Source organism: Cryobacterium sp. TS_SC_7 (assembly GCF_056156285.1).
This window is the reverse complement of sequence record NZ_CM149589.1, coordinates 103,545-124,906: the sequence shown is the minus strand read 5'-3', so window position 1 is coordinate 124,906 and position 21,362 is coordinate 103,545. Positions and strand designations below refer to the sequence as shown.

Below are 21,362 nucleotides of genomic sequence, written 5' to 3'. Positions count from 1 at the left end.
CGGCAGGGTGTCCGGCGGGTCTTGTGCTCGCTACCAGCCGTCCCGCAGCACCTCGTCGAGGGCGTCGACGAAGAAGTCGGCGCTCTCCCGGCTCAGGCAGAGCGGCGGCTTGATCTTCAGCACGTTCTGGCGCTCCGAGGTGGGCTGCACGATGACGCCGAGTTCCAGCATCCGTTCGCAGATCGCGGCGGTCTCGCTGGTCGCCGGCTCCCGGGTGTGCCGGTCGCGCACGAGTTCGACCCCCATGTACAGACCCACGCCGTGCACCATTCCGATCAGCGGATGCCGCTGCGCGAGTTCGGCGAGCCGGCCTGCCAGGTGCCGGCCGACGGCCTCCGCGTTCTGCTGCAGGAACTCGTCCCGGATGACGTCGAGCACGGCCAGCCCCGCCACGCAGCTGACCGGGCTGCCGCCGGCCGAGGAGAAGAAGTTGCCCTCCCGGGCCAGGGATTCGGCGATGTCGCGGCGGGTGAGCACCGCTCCGAGCGGGTAGCCGTTGCCCATGGCCTTGGCCACCGTGATCACGTCGGGCACGACGCCCTGCTGCGCCACCCCCCAGAAGTGGCTGCCCAGACGCCCGTAGCCCACCTGCACCTCGTCGGCGATGCACAGCCCGCCGCGGGCCCGGACCTGGTCGTAGACCAGCGCGAGGTAGCCGGGCGGCGGCACGACGCCGCCGGCGTTGCCGAGCACGGGCTCCGAGATGAACGCGGCCAGGCTCTCCCCCGGGCCGGTCGGGTCGGCCAGCAGCCGGGCCAGGTCGGCCGCGTATTCCGCCGCGGCCCCGGCGCCCCGGTGCGTGCCGCGATAGGCGTTGGGGACATCCGTGATGTGCACCCAGTCGGGCCGGGAGGCGGCCGCGTGGGGGTTGTCGAAGGCGGAGGTCGACACCGCGTCGGAGGCCATCGTCCAGCCGTGGTATCCCTCGCGGAGGGCGACGACGTTGCGCCTCCCGGTGTGGATCCGGGCCAGGCGCAGGGCCAGGTCGACCGCCTCGCTGCCGCTGTTGACCAGCAGAACGGTGTCGAGGGACGGGTCCGGCGATTTCGCCACGATGCGTTCGCAGAGGTCGGCCAACGCCGAGTAGAGAAAGCGGGAGTTCGTGTTGAGCAGCGCCAACTGCTCGCTCACGGCCCGGGTGAACCGAGGGTGGCTGTGCCCGATCACGGCGACGTTGTTGACCATGTCCACGTAGGAGCGTCCCCGGGTGTCGATCAGCAGCTCCTGCCAACCGCGTTCGATCTGCGGCGGCCGGTCGTAGTACTTCTCCTGCGCCGCGGCCATCACGGCGCCGCGACGCGCCAGTTCGTTGGCCGGATCGGCGACGGATGCCTGCGGCACCAGCCCGAGCAACCGCGCCGGGTCCGGTGCCACGCTCGCCCACGCGGCGGCGCGGGAACCCCGGGTGAACTGCGGGGGCAGCAGCCCCGGTCGGGCCACCTCCTGCACGGTCACCCGTGCGGCGTGGATGTCGTCGTCCTGCCTCGCGGACCCCAGATGATCCCCTGCGGCGACCGACATCCCCGGCGAGAGGTTCGACGTTATCCCGCCGATGCGCAGTTCTCCGGCGGCCAGGGTCAGCACCAGGCTGAGCTCGTCGACCTCGGCGACCACGGCGTGGGTGGGCGCGACGATCGCCGATCCGGCAGCCAGGAAGACCTCGGTGAACAGGGCGAAGGTGTCCGGTTCTCTTCGGGAAAGCGGCGCGGTGCGGGTCAGGCGGAACTGGCCGTAGGGAGCGACGACGACGCTGTGACGGGCGAGGGCGGCGCTCGTCAGTCGCCGCTCGGCGTCCGGGTGCTGCCACAGACCGTCGGCGAGTGCCGGGCTGGTCACGGAGAAGTCGAGCAGCTCGACGTCGCCGCCGGCGAGCGCCGGGATCATCGGGACGAAGGGTGCGGGCGCAGCTGTGCGCGGGTCAGCTGGGCGCGGGTCGGCTCCGGCCACCGCCGGCCGGCCCAGCGCCTGCCGGATGGCCGCTTCCGCTTCCTCCCAGCCGATCGCACTCGCCGCGGCGAAGACCCGCCACTCGGCGTCCATCCGGTGCCGGGCGTAGTCGTTGTCCGCGTCGATCTGCACCTGCTGCTCGCCACTGGCCACCAGCACCGCTCCGCGCAGCACGATCAGCGGCCAGAGCGCCACAATCTCGTCATCGGTCAGGGGAACGACCGCATCGAAGGCGACGATCGCCTCGAGTGCCGCCAGCGGATTGCCGTGAACGTGGTGCAGAACGGATGCCGCGGTGACCGCCAGCTCCGCCACCAGCCATCCGGTGCCGAGGTCGCCGAAGTCGATCACACCCTCGGGCATGTGGTGCCCGTTCGGCAGCACCCGGCAGATCACGTTGTCGTCGGTCACGTCCCCGTGGATCGTCTGCAGCCGCAGTGTGGGGATCACGGTCGCGAGGCGCGCGGCGGCGCTGGCGGCAATGAAGCGGAGCTGCGCCCGGGTCTCTTCCGCCGGCACCCAGGGCAGCAGCAGGTCGATCACCGCCTTGGCGTTGCGCAGGTCCCACTGCAGGGTGCGGTCGAGGCCCTCCGCCGCGAAGTCATGCAGGTGCAGCGCCGTGGTGCCTGAGAGCCGACCGAGAGCACTGACCACCGACGGGGCCAGGTAGCCCTGCGCCTCGAGCGACGGACCCTCGAGGAAGGTGAGCAGGCGCACGGGGAGGATCGCGGCATCCGTTGCCGACCAGTGCTGGCGGCTGCTGCCGTTTCGCCCCGGCACCGGCTGCGGCACCCGCATGCCGCGCCCGGACAGGAACACCATCACGGCGTCCTGCGCGGCCAGCTCGGTGGCGGAGAAGGCAGGGTTGTCGACCTTGAGCACGTAGCGCTGGTCGCTGCCGGCGGTGCTGATCAGGAAGTTGCGGTCCTGTTGGCTGCCAAGTTCGCGGGCCGTGCCTGTGACGCCGAAGAGGGAGTCCGCCATCGATTCGGCGTCTGCCGCGGTGATATCCGGGCGCACGAGTCCTTCTCCGCTGAAGAAATCAAAACCAGGCACGTCGACGCTCCTCGCAGATGATGCAGTGAATCCTGCCAGTTTGCCATCAGGGCCGCCCGTTCTGTGTGCCCAACGCTCACTTCGTGCGCAACTCAGAGACCGGCGGGCAGGGATGACATCATCAAGAGAGACAGCGTCGTCGTCACAGCCCGAGTGCGCGAGCGAACACTCGTTATTCCCGGGAACCAACAACGACCGAAAGCCGGCGCAGTGAACCACCCCGTAGAGCCCTCCGACATCCGTCTCATCGTGTCGGATATGGATGGCACCCTTCTCGGCGATGACGGCCTCGTGCCCGACGCGTTCTGGCCTCTCCTGGAAGACCTCCATCGGGCCGGGATCCTGTTCGTGCCGGCCAGCGGACGCCAGTACCAGACCCTGCACAACATCTTCGGCGAGCACGAGGGGCTGATCTACATCGCGGAGAACGGCACCAACGTGGTGCAGAACGGCATCAGCATCGACGTCGAACCCGTCGAGTCCGCGATCATCGCCCCAATCGTGGACTGGGTGCGCGCCACCGCCGCCACGGGTGCCGACCTGGGGCTCGTCGTCTGCGGCGCACGGAGCGCCTACATCGAGCGCAGCGATGCGCACTTCGTGAGCCAGGTGCGCCAGTACTACGCGGCGGTCGAGGTCGTCGCGGATGTTCAGGCCGCCGCGCTCGACGACGTGATCTTGAAACTGGCGATCTATGACCCCTCCTTCGCTGAGACCCGAAGCGGGCCGGCGCTGCGCGAACTCGACCTTCCCTCGGAGATCGTGGTCTCGGGCGAGAACTGGGTCGATGTCATGCGGCACGGAGCCAACAAGGGCCGCGCGCTGGAGCGGCTCCAGCACCAGCTAGGAATCAGCCGGGCCCAGACGATGGCGTTCGGCGACTACCTCAACGACGCCGAGATGCTCGACGCCTCGGGGCATTCCTACGCCATGGCCAACGGCCACCCGAGCATCCTGGCGCGTGCCGTGAACATCGCACCGCCCTCCTCGGAGGCTGGCGTGGTCAGCAGCATCCGCGCCGCCCTCCCGCACCTGCAGGGTGAGCCGGTGAACGCCCGGTAAGTCCCCCTCCGGAGGATCTGGTCCTGGACGTCAGGATGATATATGATCCAACAAGCGATAATAGAACTTCGTGTTCGATTATCGAACACGCTCGCGCCAACGCAGCCCACAAAGAAGTGAGGAAGCCGTGCAGTTCCACCACCACGGATACGTGTCCACCGATCCCCGCATCCATGACGCCGCCGGCGTGGGAATCGACCGCCCCGACGAGTTGCCCGAGAACGTCGACGTGCTCATCGTCGGCACGGGACCGGCCGGCATGATCACCGCCGCCCAGCTCTCCCAGTTCCCCGGGATCACGACCCGCATCGTGGAACGCCGGGGCGAGCGCCTCGCGATCGGGCAGGCCGACGGCATCCAGGCGCGCAGCGTCGAGACCTTCCAGGCCTTCGGTTTCGCGGAGCGCATCATCGCCGAGGCCTACCGCATCACGGAGATGGCCTTCTGGACGCCGGATCCCACGGACGTGACTCGCATCATCCGTTCGGCCCGCGCCGTGGACGACCCCACCGGCATCAGCGAGTTCCCGCACCTGATCGTCAACCAGGCGCGCGTGCTCGACTACTTCGCCGAGGTCATGGCATATTCCTCCACGCGCATGGAACCGGATTTCGGCTACGACTTCCGCCGCCTGGTGAACACCGATGAGGGTGAGTACCCCGTCACGGTGACGCTCGTGCACACCACCGGGGAGCGGGCAGGCCAGGAGCGCGTCGTGCACGCCAAGTACGTGGTGGGTGCCGACGGTGCCCGCAGTGCCGTGCGCGAGTCGATCGGCTGCACGCTCGCCGGCGACCAGGCCCGGCATGCCTGGGGCGTGATGGATGTGCTCGCGGTCACGGACTTCCCGGACATCCGCCTGAAGTGCGCCATCCAGTCCGAGTCGGGCGGCAACATCCTGCTCATTCCGCGTGAGGGCGGATCACTGTTCCGCATGTATGTCGACCTGGGCGAGGTGGCCGCCGACGACAACGGCGCCGTGCGCAAGACCACGATCGACGAGATCATCGCCAAGGCGAACGGCATCATTCACCCCTACACACTCGACGTGAAGAATGTCGCCTGGAACAGCGTCTACGAGGTGGGCCACCGCCTCACCGACCGGTTCGACGACGTCCTCCCCGCAGAGATCGGCACCCGGATGCCGCGGGTCTTCATCACCGGGGACGCCTGCCACACGCACAGCGCCAAGGCCGGCCAGGGCATGAACGTGTCGATGCAGGACGGCTTCAACCTGGCCTGGAAGCTCGGCCATGTGCTCGAGGGCCGCAGCCCCGAATCCCTGCTGGGCACCTACTCGGCCGAGCGCCAGGTGATCGCGAAGAACCTGATCGACTTCGACAAGACCTGGTCGACCCTGATGGCGACGAAGTCGGAGGACCTCGAGGTTCCGCTGGAGGAGTTCTACACGCAGACCGCCGAGTTCCCGTCCGGTTTCATGACGCAGTACCCGCCGTCGATGCTGATCGGCGAGGCCACCCACCAGGGTCTGGCGACCGGGTTCCCGCTCGGCAAGCGCTTCAAGTCCGCACCGGTGGTGCGCGTCGCTGACGCCAATCCCGTGCAACTCGGGCACCACCACCGGGCCGACGGCCGGTGGCGCGTGTATGCGTTCGCGGATGCCGCGGCATCCGGTGAGGCATCGGCGCTGTCCGACTGGGCCCAGTGGATCCAGACGTCGCCGGAGTCGCCGCTGCTCGCGCACACCCCCGGCGGGACCGACATCGACAGTGTCTTCGACGTGAAGGTCGTGTACCAGCAGGAGCACACCGGCGTGGATCTTGGTCGTGTGCCCCGCGCGTTCCTGCCGATAACGGGCCCGTACGAGTTGATCGACTACGAGAAGCTCTACGCGACCGACCCGGAGAGCGACGTGTTCGAGCTGCGCGGCATCGACCGCGGGGGTGCCGTCGTGGTGGTGCGCCCGGACATGTACGTGGCGGCCGTTCTGCCTCTGACGGCGACCGCTGAGCTGGCCGCCTTCTTCCGGCAGATGCTGCTGGTGCTGCGCTAGCTGTACTGCACAGGGAGGTTAGTTAATCGGCTGCGCGGCTACTCGGCCTCGCAGCTGCGCGGCAGCGCGGCTATTCGGCGGACGGCCGCTGGCGCTGTTTCTTGGTGGCCGAGCGCTGTTGCTTTGCAGCGAGGTGCCGCCGGCCCGAACCCCGGGTGGGTTTGGTCGGGCGGCGCTGAGGCGCGTCGGGAGCCAGACCCGCAGCCACGAGATCGGCGAGTTTCGCCAGGGCGAGTTCACGGTTGCGCAGCTGGGAGCGCCGCTCGGATGCCGTCACGGTGATCACGCCGTCGACAAGACGCTTGGCGAGGCGGGCGAGCAGGCGCATCCGCTGGTCGTCGGACAGTGTCGACGACTCGGCGACGTTCCAGAAGAGTTCGACGCGGCTGTCGGAGGTGTTGACGTGCTGGCCGCCCGGTCCGGACGACCGTGAGAACCTCCAGCCGAGTTCGCGCTCGGGGATGGTGAGCGCGGGCGACACCTCCAGATCCATGTGACCAGAGTGGCACGTTCCACTGGCAGTGGCGGCCTGAGCCGCCCGGACAGGCGGTGGACCAACCCGAGGTCGAGCCTGTCGTGACCAAGGCGACCCGCCCCCAAGAACTCACGCTGACGCTGGTCGAGCCTGTCGAGACCCAGGCGACCCGACCCCAAGGACTCACGCTGACGCTGGTCGAGCCTGTCGAGACCAAGGCGACCCGACCCCAAGAACTCACGTCGACGCTGGTCGAGCCTGTCGAGACCGAGCCTGTCGAGACCCGGGACCAGACCCCGCCCGATGTGCTCCCCCGGGCCGCCAGGTTCGGGTCGGGTCGTAGCAGTACGGTGCTCTGACTTCGGGTTTGCCGCGGATCATGCGGATTTCCCAGCCCGACGTGTCGATGCTGTGGTGGTGGTACCAGCAGAGCAACACCCCGTTGCCGATGTCGGTTTCCCCGCCGCGATACCAGGGGATGACGTGGTGCACCTCGCACCAGGCTGCGGGCACGGTGCAGCCCGTGATGGCGCAGCCCCCATCGCGGGCGGCGATCGCGCGGCGCTGGGCCCGGTTGAAGAAACGCTTCTCGGTGCTCAGGGTGAGGACCTCGTTGTTCTCGCCGAACAGGACCTCCTGGAACCCGCCCGCGCAGAGGGCCTGCTTCACGGTTTTCAGCGAGACGGGAGCGTCGACGCCGTCGATCCAGCCCACACCGCGGCCCGCGGTCAGGTCGGCCTGGTTCACGTGGATCATGACCGTGGGGGCCGCACCGCCCATGGTCGGGGTTCCCGCGTCGCGGGTGGCGGCCTCGAACACTCCGCGGAGGATGTCGGCGCGCTTCTGGCCGCCGTTACGATCGTCGCTCAGGGCCGCGGCCTCCGCACCCGGGATGAGTTCCCCGGCATTCATCCGCGCCTGTTCCTCGGCCGTGGGGAACGCAGGCGCGGCATGGGCGGAGAGATACGTGTCGAAGATGCCGTTCATGATGCCGCGAAGCTCGGGGGTGACCCCGCCCCGCAAAGGGTAGAGGCCGTCACGGAACAGCCCGAACCCGACGGTGCTGCGGGCCTCGGCGACGGGCTCGTTCGGGGCGGTACCGTCAGGGTCGAGGCGGGCCTGCCACTGCGTGGCGATGCCGCGCACCAGATCGGCGGGGAACGCGAAGCCTTCGCCGGGAAGCCCGACGGTTTCCTCGGTGACGGCCCCGGTCGCCGCTCCGACCAAAGCCCGCTCGGCGGTGCCGAGGTCGTCGGGTGCGACCCGGGCGGCGATCTTGTCGAGGGCCGTGACGATGTTCTCGGCCGCGTCGACACCGAGATCACCGGCGGTGAGGGCATCCGCCACGGCCGGGTAATACGGCGGCAACACGCTGGTGCCGGCCAGGCGCGGGGTGACGTTGTCGCCCAGCCGCACCCGCCGGGTCGCCTCCCGGGCGGAGATGCGCGTCAGACGCGTGATCAGGTCAGTACCGCTGGAGGCCCCGTTCTTGTAGGCCAACGAGTCGTGGCCGAGGACGCGGCGGGACCGCACCGAAATGTCGGCGGCGGAGGCGACCCTCGCAGCATCAACCCGACGCCCCAGATCTTCGACCGTGCCGAGCACCGCCATCGCATCAGCCTCATTCAGCAAGGAGAAGGAGACCGAGTCGAGCACAGTCGCGGCCAGGTCACGCGCCTGCTGGAGCTGTTCCACGACAGATGGCTGCAGCTGCACAGCGGAGGCTGCCACCTGGGTCGAGGTGGTCGGGTGGTGCGGAGTGGGGGCTCCTGCCATGCCTCAATAGTAAACTTGTTCGAGACTAGAGTCAATACTTTTCGAATAGACATCGAAAGGAATTTGTTCTGAGCGTCGACGTGCGCGCGGCGCGCGCGGACATCCGTTCTCGCGAGCACCAGGCGTTCGGGCGGGTTTCGACAGGCTCAACCACCGGGTTTCGACAGGCTCAACCACCGGGTTTCGACAGGCTCAACCACCGGGTTTCGGCAAGCTCAACCACCGGGTTTCGACAGGCTCAACCACCGGGTTTCGACAGGCTCAACCACCGGCGCGCACCTCGGCCTGCAGCGGCAGCGTGCGCACGCTCTCGAACCGGCGCGCTCCCCCGTCGACGGGATCGGTGAAGGCCACCGCACTGGCCAGGAGTTGCAGCGGCCGGGTGAAATCGTCGATCGCGACGGGCAGAACGACGGGGTAAAGCGGGTCGTCGACGATGGGGATGCCGAGGCCCAGCATGTGCATCCGCAGCTGGTGGGTGCGTCCGGTGCGCGGCGTCAGCCGATAGACGGCCGTGCCCTGCAGAACGGTCTCCAGCTCGATCAGCGACTCGGCATTGGCCGGCTCGTCGGTCACCTCGGCCTGCCACTGACCCCGCCGGGTGACGAGGTGGTTCTGCACAGTGACCGGGAACTCCAGATCCGGCCGCAGCGGAGCCAGCGCACGATAGGTCTTGTCGATCTCACCGCGTTGGAACATCGATTGATACTCCCCGCGCCAGCGTCGCTCCGTCGCCAGGACCAGCAGTCCCGACGTCACCCGGTCCAGGCGGTGCAACGGTGAAAGCTCGGGCAGTCCCAACTCGGCGCGCAGGCGCACCACCACGCTCTGCACAACATGCCGGCCGCGCGGGATGCTGGAGAGAAAGGCGGGTTTGTCGATCACGACGAGGCGGGCATCCTGATGCACCACGTGGATGATCCCGGGCACCACTGTCTCCTCGGCGAGATCGCGGTGAAACCAGATGAAGGTGTACGGGCCGTAGGGGTCGTCGCCGACGACCGGCGTACCCGACTGATAGACGAAGCGCTCGTCGGCCAGAAACCCGGCGACGTCCACGAACCCGGCAAGACGCTCGAGCAGCCAGGCTCCCATGGTCGGCCACGGATGCGGCCGCTCGCGATCCCGCTCCGGCGTGCACACCCAGGCGGCTTCGAGCCCGTGGCGCCGGGGCAACGGGGACGGCGGTGGCATGCACTGATCGTACGTCGCCCCGCAGCCGGCCCGCCAACGGGGACGTGTTGACGGCGAGCCGCAGCGAATGACCGCCAACCACCACAGGTAGTATGTAGATCACACCCCAACCACTAGATATGGTTCCTTCGCCCGGCTCAACCCCCCGCCCGAATGTCGTGGGTGCTGACCCAAGGAGATGGCACAGAGTGTTGAAAATGGATGATCCCGGCGCAGGAACCCTCACGACGGGGAACACTCTGAGTACGCTCATGGTGGCCAAACGGGATGGCCGCCGGCTCGCCTTCGATGACGCCCGCATCTACGCGGCACTGGCCAAGAGCTTCACGGAGGTCGACGGCGAACTGACCCCGCTCACGCACCGCACCATCCGCGATCTGGTCGCTCGTGTCAATCGTGAGATAGCCTCCCGCTTCACGGTCGATATAAAGATCTACGAGGTGCAGAACATCGTGGAACACGCCCTGCTGGACAGCAAGGAATACGACGCCGCCGAGGCCTACATCAATTACCGCATCCAGCGGGACTTCGCACGCAGCAAAGCCACGGACATTAACCATTCGATCGTCAAATTAATCAGCAAAGACCAGTCGGTCGTCAACGAGAACGCCAACAAGGACAGCGATGTCTTCAACACCCAGCGCGACCTGACCGCCGGAGCCGTCGGCAAGGCCATCGGCCTGAAAATGCTGCCCCCGCACGTGGCCAACGCCCACCAGAAGGGCGACCTGCACTACCACGACCTCGACTACCACCCTTATGCGCCGATGACCAACTGCTGCCTCATCGACTTCAAGACGATGCTGAGCCAGGGTTTCCGCATCGGCAACGCCGACGTCGACCCGCCCCGGTCGGTCCAGACGGCGACGGCGCAGATCTCCCAGATCATCGCGAACGTGTCCTCAACCCAGTACGGCGGATGCTCGGGCAACCGGATCGACGAGGTCCTCGCCCCCTACGCCGAGAGAAACCTCGAGAAGCACCTGGCCGACGCCCGCAAGTGGATCGCGGACGAGACGCTGCACCAGTCCTACGCCGAGGAGAAGACCCTCAAGGACATCTACGATGCGATGCAGAGCCTCGAATACGAGATCAACACCCTGTTCACCTCGAACGGTCAGACTCCCTTCACCTCGCTCGGCTTCGGACTCGGCACCAGCTGGTTCGAGCGCGAGATCCAGAAGGCGATTCTGCAGATCCGGATCGAGGGGCTGGGCAGCGAGAAGCGCACCGCGATCTTCCCGAAGCTGATCTTCACCGTCAAGCGGGGCCTGAACCTCGACTCGACCGACCCGAACTACGACATCAAGCAGCTGGCGCTGGAATGCTCCACCAAGCGGATGTACCCGGACATCCTCAACTACGACAAGATCGTCGAACTCACCGGCAGCTTCAAGGTGCCGATGGGCTGCCGCTCCTTCCTGCAGGGCTGGACCGACGAGAACGGCAACGACGTCTCCGAGGGCCGGATGAACCTCGGCGTCGTGACGCTCAACCTGCCCCGGATCGCCCTGGAGGCCGCCGGCGACAAGGACAGGTTCTGGAGCATTCTCGCCGAACGGGTGAGCACGGCGCGCGACGCCCTGCTCTTCCGAATCGAGCGGTGCAAGGAGGCAACCCCGCAGAACGCCCCGATCCTCTACGTCTACGGTGCCTTCGGCCAGCATCTCCATGCCGGCCAGCCCGTCGACACCCTCTTCAAGAACAAGCGCGCCACCGTGTCCCTGGGGTACATCGGCCTGTACGAGGTGGCTGCAGCGTTCTACGGCGGCGACTGGGAATCGAACACCGAGGCGCGGGACTTCACCATCGACATCCTGCGCACCCTGCACGAGCGCACCACGGCGTGGAGCAACGAGTACGGCTACCAGTTCAGCGTGTACTCGACGCCGAGCGAGAGCCTGACCGACCGGTTCTGCCGCCTCGACACCGAGAAGTTCGGCTCCGTGCCGAACATCACCGACAAGGACTACTACACCAACAGCTTCCACTACGACGTGCGCAAGAACCCGACGCCGTTTGAGAAGCTGGACTTCGAGAAGGTCTACCCGACGTTCTCCTCGGGTGGATTCATCCACTACTGCGAGTACCCGATCCTGCAGCAGAACCCCAAGGCCCTCGAGGCCGTCTGGGATTACTCCTACGACCGCGTCGGTTACCTCGGCACCAACACTCCGATCGACCGGTGCTACGCCTGCGGCTTCTCGGGCGACTTCGACGCCACCGAGCGCGGGTTCGAATGCCCCGAATGCCACAACTCCGACCCGATGACCTGCGACGTCGTCAAGCGCACCTGCGGGTACCTCGGCAACCCGCAGGCCCGCCCCATGGTGCACGGCCGGCACACGGAGATCACCTCCCGGGTCAAGCACATGGCCGGGGCGACCGGCATCCGTGGGGCGGATGCCTCCGCATCCGTCGCCGAGGATGCGTAACCCCCAGCCCGGCGAGTGGCTCTCGGAGAAGCTGAGTCAGCGGCACGTCGGCGATTACAAGCCCTTCGTCTTCGTCGACGGCGAGGGGGTGCGGTGCAGCCTGTACCTGTCCGGGTGCCTGTTCGCCTGTGAGGGCTGCTTCAACGAGGCCACCTGGAGTTTTCGTTACGGGCAGCCGTACACCGAGGAGCTCGAGGACCAGATCCTGGCCGACCTCGGCCAGGAATATGTGCAGGGCCTCACGCTTCTGGGCGGGGAGCCGTTCCTCAACACCGGGGTGTGCCTGGCGCTGCTCGACCGGGTGCACCGGGAACTCGGCACGTCGAAGGACGTGTGGTGCTGGACCGGCTACACGTTCGAGGAGCTGCTGTTGGAGAGTGAGGACAAGCTCGCCCTGCTCGGCTCCATCGACATCCTGGTCGACGGCCGGTTCGAGCAGGCCAGGCGCGATCCGGGCCTGCAGTTCCGGGGCAGCAGCAACCAGCGGATCATCGACGTGAAGGCGTCGTTGCGCTCCGGACAGGTGACGCTGTGGGGCAGTCTGAAGGATGCGACCAGCCGCTATGAGCAGATCGAGAAGCGGGCCCTGATTTAGCCTTCAGAACAGCGGCCAGGGAACGGCGGGCATGTCGCCGCGCGGGGCCGGGAAGCAGCCGTCGGCGCGGAGCCGGTCGCAGCGTGCGGCCAGCGCGGCGATCTCGACCTCGGTGAGCAACCCGGCCAGCGCGGCGCCGAGCTCACCGGCCAGCTGCGCGCTGACCCGGTCGATCCCGTCGAGCTCCTCCGCTGTGAGCTCCTCCCCCAGCCAGCCCCAGAGCACGGTGCGCAGCTTGTGCTCGGCGTGGAAGGTGAGTCCGTGGTCGACGCCGTGCCGGTGGCCGTCCGGCATCGCGAGGATGTGGTCGCCCTTGCGATCGGCGTTGTTCACCACGATGTCGAACACGGCCATCCGGCGCAGCGCGGCCGAGTCCTCATGGATGAGGGTGACGGCACGATTGTGCTCGTCCCGCCCGTCGAAGACCCGGCACCAGCCCGGTGACGGCGCGGCCTCCCAGGGGACCAGGTCGACGGCCGCCTGATCGGGATCGGAGTCCTGCCAGAGCTGCACCATCCCCGGCCCCATCGGGCCGTCCCGCAGCCAGGTGAGCGGCACGACGTTCCAGCCGAAGGCCTGGGAGACCAGGTAGGCCGCCGCCTCCCGGCCGGCAAGGTCACCGTCGGGGAAATCCCAGAGCGGATTCTCGCCGGCGACCGGCTTGTAGACCACCGTGACGTCGCCGATGCTGCCCAGGAAGGTCGCGTTCGAGGCCGTGGTGATGCGGCCCGTCAGTTCGAGCTCGCCGTCGAGGTCGCTGCTGCGCTCCCCGTCGCCGAGGGGCGCATCGGCCATCATCAGAGGCTGCCGGGAAGGGTGCAGACGTGTCCCTCGACATCGATGGGCTCGCCGCAGAACGGGCAGAGCGGGCGGCCGGCACCCACCACCTCGCGGGTGCGCTTCGCGAAGGCCCGGGCGGTGCCGACAGGCATCCGCACCAGGAGCATCTCCTCCGGCTCCACCATGATCGCATCGAGCAGGTCCTCGTCCGGCACATCCTCGGCGCCCGGGTCGACTTCCACGAGCGGATAGGCCTCGATGACGACCTGCACGGTCGACGGGTCCCAGCCCAGGCTCATTCCGCCGGTGCGGAATTCCTCGGCTACCGGCTGATCCAGCGGGTCGTTGTCGACGAGCTCGATGGGAGTGCTGGTCGGGATGCTGAACGGGTTGCCCTCGTGGCTCATCAGCTGGTCGAGCATCTCGTCGATCTTCTCGGCGAGCAGGGCGGATTGCTGTTTCTCCAGGGCGATGCTCACGATCTGAGCTCCGGTGCGCACCTGCAGGTAGAACGTGCGTGAACCCGGCAGACCGATGGTGCCGACGACGATCCGATCCGGCCAGGCGAACTCATGGACGATTGTGGGCATGTCGGTATTTTAGGCGACGGTGGTGTGCGGCGCCTGACCGGCACCGCCGCCGAGGGGCGCGTCGGTCGGTGGGGCGGCGGCGCCGAGCCAGGAGAGGTCGCCGGCATCCGTGTTGATGGCGTGCACGCTCGGCCGGCTGGTGCCGTAGCGCACGATCGAGACGGATGCCGGGCCCACCTCCAGGCGCTGGAAGAGGTCGAGGTGCATGCCGAGCGCGTCGGCCAGAACGGACTTGATGATGTCACCGTGGCTGACCGCCACCCATACCGCTCCGGGGCCGTGCTCGGCCTCGAACACCGCGTCATGACGACGGATGGCGGCGACCGACCGGGCCTGCATGGTCGCCATCGACTCACCGCCCGGGAACGTGACGGCCGACGGCTGGGCCTGCACCGTCGACCAGAGCTGTTCCTTCGCGAGGTCGCCGAGGGCCTTGCCCTGCCAGTCGCCGTAGTCGCACTCGGTGATGCCCTCCTCCACCGGCGTCACGAGCGAGCCGGACTGGTGGTCGAGGATGAACCGTGAGGTCTGCCGGCAGCGCTCCAGGGGGCTTGTGACCACGCCGACCAGCGGCACCACGGCCAGACGCTTGCCCATCAGGGCCGCCTGGTCCTGGCCGATCTGGTCGAGGCGCACCCCGGGGGTGCGTCCGGCCAGCAGGCCGGTGGCGTTCGCGGTGGTGCGGCCGTGCCGCACGAGGATGACTGTGGCCATGGGTCCAGCCTAGACAGGCAGGTGGGCGCTGTCCGCCGTCGGAACAATTCGACCCGAGTGACACCATAATCGCTTGACGTGACACCACCGTGGTGTCACTATGGTGACATGGAACTCGGACAGTACGTGAGCGACCTGCAGCGACACCTGACGGATGCCGCGGCGAACGGCGCCGAGGACACTCGCGTCGCCGCCGAGCGCATCGCCGCCGGGCTGGATGCCGCCGCACGGCTCGTGCTCCTCGACGTGCTGTCGGCCGCGGCCGGCGAGATCACCCGTGACCTTGCCCCCGGATCGGTCGACCTGCGCCTGCGCGGGCGTGAGATCGAGTTCGTGGTGGCACTCCCGAACACCGAACCGGACAGCGAGGAGCGGCCCGCGGCATCCGTCGACCTGGACGACGCCAGCACCTCGCGCACGACGCTGCGCCTGCCGGACGCCCTCAAGGCGCGAGTGGACGAGGCGGCGGCGGCTGACGGCCTGTCCGTCAACACCTGGCTGGTGCGTGCGGTCGCCGCCGCACTCCAGCCCAAACAACGACGCTCTGCGCAGCGCACCCTGCGCACCGGCGACAACTTCGCGGGCTGGGCGCGCTAAACCGCTCGGCTCCATCAGACGCACCAGCCCCGCCCAGCCGCGGGGTCCGCCCACCGTACCTCCACACTTTCACGCACGAACGCAGAAAGGGACGCGCCAGCATGCCTACCTACAACACCCCTACCCCCATCGACCTGGCCATCAACCTGCAGGTCGGCGAAATCGTGGTCGTCGCCGGCGACCGCGCCGACACGGTTGTGACCGTGTCCCCCACCAACCCCGCCAAGGCTGTCGACCGCCGGGGCGCGGAGGAGACCCAGGTCGCCTTCGACGGCGAGCGGCTCACGATCACGGGTCCGCGACCGCGGATCAGCTTCATCGGCCCCACCGAATCGGTCGATATCCAGGTCGAGCTGCCGACCGGCTCTCGGCTCACTGCGGAGATCGCCGTCGGCGGCCTCCGCTCCATCGGACGCCTCGGCGCCACCCGGATCAAGAGCTCCACGGGCCCGGTGGAGGTCGGCGCCACCGGCGACCTGTGGCTGCGGGCCGGCCACGGCAACGCCACCCTGGGCACCGCGGAGGGCGGGGTCGAGATCACGGCAGATCACGGGCAGATCCGCATCGGAACGGTCACCGGCGACGCGCTCCTCAAGGCGTCGCACGGCTCGATCACGGTCGGCGACGCCGGCGGTGAGCTCGACGCGAAGCTCTCCTACGGCGACCTCGAGATCGTGAGGGCCTTTTCCTCCGTCTCGGCCGCCACCGCCTACGGCAGCATCCAGCTGCACGAGGTTTCCAGCGGTTCCATCCAGGTGGAGAGCGGCTTCGGCCAGGTCACCATCGGCGTGCGCCCCGGGGTGCCTGCCTGGCTCGACCTGTCCTCGAAAAACGGGCATGTGCGCAACGAACTCGACGGCGACACCGCTCCCGCCGAATCCGAGCAGACCGTCGCCGTGCGTGCACGCACCCAGTTCGGCAACATCAGCATCCAGCGCTCGCGATGACCGAGGGCGCCTGAGCGAAGGGAACGACCCATGACCAGTCCAGCGATCGACGTCCACGGGCTCCGCAAGTCCTACGGCGACAAGGTCGTGCTCGACAACGTCGACCTCACCGTGAGGGCGGGCACCATGACCGCTCTGCTCGGCCCGAACGGCGCCGGCAAGACGACCACCGTGCACATCCTTTCCACGCTCCTGAAACCGGATGCCGGCACCGCATTCGTGAACGGATGCGACGTCTGGCGCGACCACGACGGCGTGCGCGCCGCAATCGGCCTCACCGGCCAGTTCTCCGCGGTCGACAGCCTGCTCACGGGCGAAGAGAACCTCCTGCTGATGGCCCGGCTGCGCCACCTCGGGTCGCAGCGGTCGAAGACCCGCGTGGCCGAGTTGCTCGAGCAGTTCGACCTGGTCGAGGCCGCCCGCAAGCCGCTGGCCACCTACTCCGGCGGGATGCGCCGCCGCCTCGACCTCGCGATGACCCTGGTGCGGGCACCGCGCGTGCTCTTCCTCGACGAGCCCACGTCGGGTCTGGACCCGCGCAGCCGCCGCACCATGTGGGACATCGTGCGGGGCCTGGTCGCGGACGGCACGACGGTGCTGCTCACCACCCAGCACCTCGAGGAGGCCGATGAACTCGCGCACCGCATCGCGGTGCTCGACGGCGGCCGCATCGTCGCCGAGGGCACGCCGGACGAACTCAAACGCCTTGTGCCTGGCGGTCACCTCCGGCTCCGGTTCACGGATGCCGCGGCGCTCGACGCCGCCGCCCGCCTGCTCCCTGAGTCCGACCGGGACGACCCCGGGCTCACGCTCACCGTGCCGGCCGACGGCGGGGTGGGCGCGTTGCGCACCGTGCTGGCCCGCCTGGACGCGGCCCATCTCGAGGTCGACGACCTCAGCATCCACACCCCGGATCTCGATGACGTGTTCTTCGCGCTCACGGGCCGGGTCGAGACGAAAGGAACGGAGACATGACCACCATCACCACCCGGCGCCCGTCCCCGGGGGCACCGGATGCCCCGGGCGGCTCGCCTGCCCACCGGCGCTCGCACGTCATCGCCGATTCGATCACCATGCTGCACCGCAACCTGCTGCACATGGTGCGCTACCCGGGCCTGTCCATGTTCACCATCGGCGGGCCCGTGGTGATTCTGCTGCTGCTGGTGTTCGTCTTCGGCGGCACTCTCGGGGCCGGCCTGCCCGGTGTGGACCCGGCCGGCGGACGGGCGGCGTACCTTGCCTACGTGATGCCGGGCATCCTGCTGATCACCATCGCGGGCACAGCCGGCGGCACCGCCACGACGGTCGCGATGGATATGACCGAGGGCATCACGGCCAGGTTCCGCACGATGGCGATCTCGCGCACGGCGGTGCTCGCCGGGCACGTGCTCGGCAACACCATCCAGGCGATCATCGCCGTCACCCTCGTGCTCGCCGTGGGGCTGCTGATCGGCTTCCGCCCGACATCCGGACCGGTGGACTGGCTCGCCGCCGCCGGACTGATCGCGTTCATCTCCTATGCGATCAGCTGGCTCGCGGTCGGCATGGGGATGCAATCGAAGTCGGTCGAGACCGCCAGCAACCTGCCGCTCCTGCTGACCATCCTTCCTCTGCTCGGCAGTGGCTTCGTGCCCACCGCGTCGATGCCGGCCGGGTTGCAGTGGTTTGCGCAGTACCAGCCGTTCACCCCGTTCATCGAGACCCTGCGCGGGCTCCTGCTCGGCACTCCGCTCGGCTGGAACCCGGTGCTGGCCATCGGATGGTGCGTCGTGATCGCGGCCGCCGGCTTCGTCTGGTCGACGGCGCTCTACGAGCGCAAGTCCGTGCGCTGAGCCGGGCATCCGTCGACATCAAGTCGCGCTAACTGAGGAGATTTTCGCAACACGCCGCTCGCCCGGCCACCACGACCGGCGTTTCGCGAAAATCTCCTCTTTTGCGTGACGACGGATGCCGTCGCGCCGGCGCCGGCGCCCGCCCCGGCCCCGGCGCCGGGTACTCCTAGTCGTCCGGGTCGGTGATGAACCCCTCGTCGATCATCCAGGCGTAGGCCACATCGGCCGGGTCGGCACCGTCGACGTCCACCTGCCGGTTCATCCCGCGCAGAACCTCATCGGTGAGCCGGGGCGAGATCTCTGCGAAGATCTCCTCCAGACCGGGGGTGGCCTTGAGCGTCTCACTGTAGAAGACGGGAGCGACGTTGTAGGCCGGGAAGAACGCGCGGTCGTCGATCAGAACCGTGAGGTCGAGCGCGTCGAGGCGGCCGTCGGTGGTGAAGACCTCGCCGAAGTTGCACGCGCCGTCGTTGGTCGCGCTGTAGATCGCGCCGGTGTCGTAGATGCCGATGTTGCTGTCGGGCACGCCGGCGGCGGCGCCACGCTCCAGGTCGTAGTGGGCCAGCATGGGGTTCATGCCGTCCGGCCGGGAGTTGAATTCGGCCTCGACGCAGAAGGTTCGATCCTCGACCGGCAGCGCGGCGAGTTCGGACATGGTCGTGATGCCGCCGAGCTCCGGAATCGCCTCACTGCGCACCGCGAGGGCGAACGTGTTGTTCATCGGTGCCGGCGTGCCCCAGGTGACACCGTTCTTGATGTCGATGTCATACACGGCCTGCCACATCTCGGCCTGGTCGGCGATCGCCTCCTCCTGACCGAGGTAGGTCAGCCACGCCGTTCCCGTGTATTCCCAGAGCACATCGGCCTGTCCGGAGAGCAGCAGCTCGCGCGTCGGTTGACTGCCGGGCAGATTGCTGAGGTCGGTGACGTCGAATCCCGCCGCGGTTCCGGCCAGCACCGCGATCTTGCCGAGCAGCAGCTGCTCCGTGAAGCTCTTGGACGTGACCGTGAGGCCGACGCCCTCGGCCCCGTCGAGGGGGGTGATCGACCCTGGTCCCACCGCGGGAACGTACGAGGTCGCCGGCTTCAGGCCGCAGCCGGTCAGGGCGAGGGCGCAGACGGCGAGAACACCGGTGGCCACACCCCAGCGGCCCAGGGGCGTGCGACGGATGCGAGACGAGGAGCGAAACATCTAGAGTCCCTTCGGGCGGGCAACGTGTTCCACAACACGGCCGATCCAGTCGATGAGCAGGGCGAGGAGCGCAACGAGCAGGGCTCCGGTGACGAGCACGGGAGTGAGGCTGAGATTCACGCCCGTGGTGATCAGGATGCCCAGTCCCCCACCGTTGACGAATGTCGCCAGGGCGGCGGTTCCGACCAGTAGCACGAGAGCCGTGCGCACGCCCGAGAGCATGACCGGAACGGCAAGCGGGAGTTCCACGCGAAACAGCACGGCGGCGGAGCTCATGCCCATGCCCCGCCCGGCCTCGACGAGGCGGGCGTCGACCTGCTGCAGGCCGACCATGGTGTTGCGCAGAACAGGGAGCACCGCGTAGAGCACGAGGCTCAGTGTCGCGGCCCAGAAGCCGAAGCCGACCCAGAACGCGAGCAGCACGACGACGCCGATCGCGGGGGCGGCCTGGCCGACGTTGGCGAACGCGAGCACCGGAGCGGTCAGAAACCGCAGGGGTCTGCGGGTCAGGGCGATCCCGAGCGGAATCGCGATGACCAACACGATCACCGCGGCGAGCAGTGTGAGCTGGATGTGTTCCAGGGTGTAGATCCAGAGCGCGGACGGGGCGAGGGTGGTGAGCTCGATCGGCGAGAGGTTCGCCGTCAGCAGCCAGATCACCAGAGCGAGGAACGCGAGCAGGATGCCGGCCAGCTGGTAGACCAGTCCTCGCCAGGACAGCCAGACCAACCGGGCACGCGTGACCGGGATGGCGGGCGCTGCCGGGTCGCCCGGCGGTTCGACGGCGCTGTCGCCGCCGGCGATGCCGGCTTCCGCTTTCGTGCGGGTGTTCACTGAACGGTCCTCGTGTCGGTGGCGCTGCCCTCGGACTCGCCCGGGCCCGTGGCGCTCGGGGCCGTCTCGCTCGGAACCGCGTCACTGGTTTCAGCCTCGGCCGCAGACGTCTGCGCCTGGAACAGGCCGGTGTTCAGGCCGACCGGCGCCTGGTCTGACACGAGCACGGCCGCAGCCTGTGACCGCGTGATGGCGTCCATCACGGTCTTCACGTCGATGACGCCCTTGAACATGTCGCGGCGGCCGGTGACGAGTGCGGCCCCGGCGCTCGAGACGAGCATCGTGTCGAGCGCGTCATTGAGCGTGGACCGGTTGCCCACCACCGGGAGTTTCGGGTCGGGAACGTCGCTGATGACGTCGAGGCGCCCCAGCTTGCGGCGCGAAAGCCACTGGATGGGCCGGCCACGCCCATCGATGATGACCGCGTGACCGTGGCCCGCCTCGACGATGCGAGCGAGGACATCCGCTGCCCGTTCTCCGGGGTTGCCGGTGATGGCGTCGCTGAGGGCGACATCCGTCACCCGGGTCAGGGTGAGCTGTTTGAGGCCGGCGCCGGAGCCGATGAAATTCTCGACGAACTCGTTGGCCGGGTCGCCGAGGATGCGCTCCGGGGTGTCGTACTGCTCGAGCTGGGCACCCTCGTTGAAGATGGCGATCCAGTCGCCGAGTTTGACGGCCTCATCGAAGTCATGGGTGACGCAGACGATGGTCTTCTGCAGTTCTTCCTGGATGTTGAGCAGTTCGTCCTGCAGGCGCAGTCGGGTGATCGGGTCGACGGCGCCGAAGGGCTCGTCCATGAGCAGGATGGGTGGGTCGGCCGCGAGGGCGCGGGCCACACCGACGCGTTGCTGCTGGCCGCCGGAAAGCTCCTTGGGGTAGCGGTCGCGGTAGAGCGCCGGGTCGAGGGAGACGAGTTCGAGGAGTTCGTCGACGCGGGCCGCGATGCGGGCTTTGTCCCAGCCGAGCATCTTCGGCACGATGCCGATGTTGGTGGCGACGGTCATGTGCGGGAAGAGTCCCCCAGCCTGGATGACATAGCCGATGCCTCGGCGCAGGGTGTCGCTGTTCATATCCGTCACGTCGTCACCGTCGACGACGATTCGGCCCTCGGTCGGTTCGATGAGCCGGTTGATCATCTTGAGGGTCGTGGTCTTGCCGCAGCCCGAGGGACCGACGAACATGACGATCTTGCCGGCCGGGATCTCCATGGTGAGACCGTCGACGGCAGGGCGCGCCTGGCCGGGGAATCGCTTCGTGACATGGTCCAACAGGATGCTCGCACCGGTGATTCCGGTTGAGATGCTGATGGAACCGTCGGTGCT

At 68.2% G+C, this 21,362-nt stretch carries 18 protein-coding genes; 8 read left to right on the top strand and 10 right to left on the bottom strand.

Going from position 1 to position 21,362, the window contains the following annotated elements:
* Nucleotides 1-30: 30 nt before the first annotated feature.
* Complete coding sequence (locus AC0J5J_RS00545; protein WP_474898938.1) at nucleotides 31-3,003, bottom strand: aminotransferase; 2,973 nt, start codon at nucleotides 3,001-3,003, stop codon at nucleotides 31-33.
* A 210-nt stretch (nucleotides 3,004-3,213) separates the two neighbouring features.
* Here AC0J5J_RS00545 and AC0J5J_RS00540 point away from each other — a divergent pair, with 210 nt between their 5' ends.
* Both AC0J5J_RS00540 and AC0J5J_RS00535 read left to right on the top strand, forming a co-directional pair.
* Nucleotides 3,214-4,065: a Cof-type HAD-IIB family hydrolase gene (locus tag AC0J5J_RS00540; protein ID WP_474898937.1), complete on the top strand. Its 852-nt coding sequence runs from the start codon at nucleotides 3,214-3,216 to the stop codon at nucleotides 4,063-4,065.
* A gap of 127 nt (nucleotides 4,066-4,192) precedes the next feature.
* Nucleotides 4,193-6,079, top strand: coding sequence for an FAD-binding monooxygenase (locus tag AC0J5J_RS00535; protein ID WP_474898935.1), 1,887 nt, complete (start codon nucleotides 4,193-4,195; stop codon nucleotides 6,077-6,079).
* Between the two features lie 70 nt (nucleotides 6,080-6,149).
* Here AC0J5J_RS00535 and arfB read toward each other — a convergent pair whose 3' ends face one another.
* The 3 genes from arfB to AC0J5J_RS00520 all read right to left on the bottom strand — a co-directional run bounded on the left by arfB (nucleotide 6,150) and on the right by AC0J5J_RS00520 (nucleotide 9,524).
* On the bottom strand, nucleotides 6,150-6,572 hold the full coding sequence (gene arfB, locus AC0J5J_RS00530; protein ID WP_134422433.1) for an alternative ribosome rescue aminoacyl-tRNA hydrolase ArfB: 423 nt from the start codon (nucleotides 6,570-6,572) through the stop codon (nucleotides 6,150-6,152).
* A 219-nt stretch (nucleotides 6,573-6,791) separates the two neighbouring features.
* Complete coding sequence (locus AC0J5J_RS00525) at nucleotides 6,792-8,330, bottom strand: HNH endonuclease signature motif containing protein (protein WP_474898933.1); 1,539 nt, start codon at nucleotides 8,328-8,330, stop codon at nucleotides 6,792-6,794.
* A gap of 261 nt (nucleotides 8,331-8,591) precedes the next feature.
* Nucleotides 8,592-9,524 (bottom strand): pseudouridine synthase, encoded by a 933-nt coding sequence (locus AC0J5J_RS00520; RefSeq protein ID WP_474898931.1) that lies wholly within the window; start codon nucleotides 9,522-9,524, stop codon nucleotides 8,592-8,594.
* A gap of 197 nt (nucleotides 9,525-9,721) precedes the next feature.
* On the opposite strand from AC0J5J_RS00520, the gene nrdD reads away from it, so the two are divergent.
* Nucleotides 9,722-11,959: an anaerobic ribonucleoside-triphosphate reductase gene (gene nrdD, locus AC0J5J_RS00515; protein WP_134422427.1), complete on the top strand. Its 2,238-nt coding sequence runs from the start codon at nucleotides 9,722-9,724 to the stop codon at nucleotides 11,957-11,959.
* Nucleotides 11,952-12,554 (top strand): anaerobic ribonucleoside-triphosphate reductase activating protein, encoded by a 603-nt coding sequence (gene nrdG / locus AC0J5J_RS00510; protein WP_474898929.1) that lies wholly within the window; start codon nucleotides 11,952-11,954, stop codon nucleotides 12,552-12,554. Before nrdD ends, nrdG begins: the two co-directional genes overlap by 8 nt.
* Nucleotides 12,555-12,557: 3 nt before the next feature.
* Here nrdG and AC0J5J_RS00505 read toward each other — a convergent pair whose 3' ends face one another.
* From AC0J5J_RS00505 to AC0J5J_RS00495, 3 genes are read right to left on the bottom strand one after another with little or no spacing between them, the layout of a single operon-like run.
* The gene (locus tag AC0J5J_RS00505) at nucleotides 12,558-13,349 is read right to left on the bottom strand and encodes an SCO1664 family protein (RefSeq protein ID WP_474898927.1); all 792 of its coding nucleotides are present in this window, start codon (nucleotides 13,347-13,349) and stop codon (nucleotides 12,558-12,560) included.
* A 2-nt stretch (nucleotides 13,350-13,351) separates the two neighbouring features.
* Nucleotides 13,352-13,924 (bottom strand): DUF3090 domain-containing protein, encoded by a 573-nt coding sequence (locus tag AC0J5J_RS00500; protein ID WP_474898925.1) that lies wholly within the window; start codon nucleotides 13,922-13,924, stop codon nucleotides 13,352-13,354.
* A gap of 9 nt (nucleotides 13,925-13,933) precedes the next feature.
* Nucleotides 13,934-14,638: a histidine phosphatase family protein gene (locus AC0J5J_RS00495; RefSeq protein ID WP_474898923.1), complete on the bottom strand. Its 705-nt coding sequence runs from the start codon at nucleotides 14,636-14,638 to the stop codon at nucleotides 13,934-13,936.
* Nucleotides 14,639-14,746: 108 nt separating this feature from the next.
* Between AC0J5J_RS00495 and AC0J5J_RS00490 the strand changes: the two genes are divergently transcribed.
* The 4 genes from AC0J5J_RS00490 (at nucleotide 14,747) to AC0J5J_RS00475 (ending at nucleotide 18,014) form a co-directional block, all read left to right on the top strand.
* Nucleotides 14,747-15,235, top strand: a complete 489-nt coding sequence (locus AC0J5J_RS00490; protein WP_474898922.1) for a histidine kinase — start codon at nucleotides 14,747-14,749, stop codon at nucleotides 15,233-15,235.
* A gap of 101 nt (nucleotides 15,236-15,336) precedes the next feature.
* The gene (locus tag AC0J5J_RS00485; protein ID WP_134422415.1) at nucleotides 15,337-16,182 is read left to right on the top strand and encodes a DUF4097 family beta strand repeat-containing protein; all 846 of its coding nucleotides are present in this window, start codon (nucleotides 15,337-15,339) and stop codon (nucleotides 16,180-16,182) included.
* Between the two features lie 30 nt (nucleotides 16,183-16,212).
* Entirely contained in the window at nucleotides 16,213-17,157 is a 945-nt protein-coding gene (locus tag AC0J5J_RS00480; RefSeq protein WP_474898920.1) for an ATP-binding cassette domain-containing protein, read from the top strand.
* Nucleotides 17,154-18,014 carry an ABC transporter permease gene (locus AC0J5J_RS00475; protein ID WP_474898918.1) on the top strand — a complete coding sequence of 287 codons (861 nt, stop codon included), beginning with the start codon at nucleotides 17,154-17,156 and terminating at the stop codon, nucleotides 18,012-18,014. The genes AC0J5J_RS00480 and AC0J5J_RS00475 overlap by 4 nt, the downstream gene beginning before the upstream one ends.
* Nucleotides 18,015-18,180: 166 nt before the next feature.
* Here the strand turns inward: AC0J5J_RS00475 and AC0J5J_RS00470 are convergent, their stop codons facing one another.
* The 3 genes from AC0J5J_RS00470 to AC0J5J_RS00460 all read right to left on the bottom strand — a co-directional run bounded on the left by AC0J5J_RS00470 (nucleotide 18,181) and on the right by AC0J5J_RS00460 (nucleotide 21,347).
* A complete protein-coding gene (locus AC0J5J_RS00470; RefSeq protein ID WP_134422409.1) occupies nucleotides 18,181-19,206 on the bottom strand; it encodes a glycine betaine ABC transporter substrate-binding protein in 1,026 nt (341 codons plus the stop codon).
* A complete protein-coding gene (locus AC0J5J_RS00465) occupies nucleotides 19,207-19,956 on the bottom strand; it encodes an ABC transporter permease (protein ID WP_474900177.1) in 750 nt (249 codons plus the stop codon). It abuts the gene before it with no gap.
* A gap of 80 nt (nucleotides 19,957-20,036) precedes the next feature.
* Nucleotides 20,037-21,347 carry an ATP-binding cassette domain-containing protein gene (locus tag AC0J5J_RS00460; RefSeq protein ID WP_474900176.1) on the bottom strand — a complete coding sequence of 437 codons (1,311 nt, stop codon included), beginning with the start codon at nucleotides 21,345-21,347 and terminating at the stop codon, nucleotides 20,037-20,039.
* Nucleotides 21,348-21,362 lie beyond the last annotated feature (15 nt).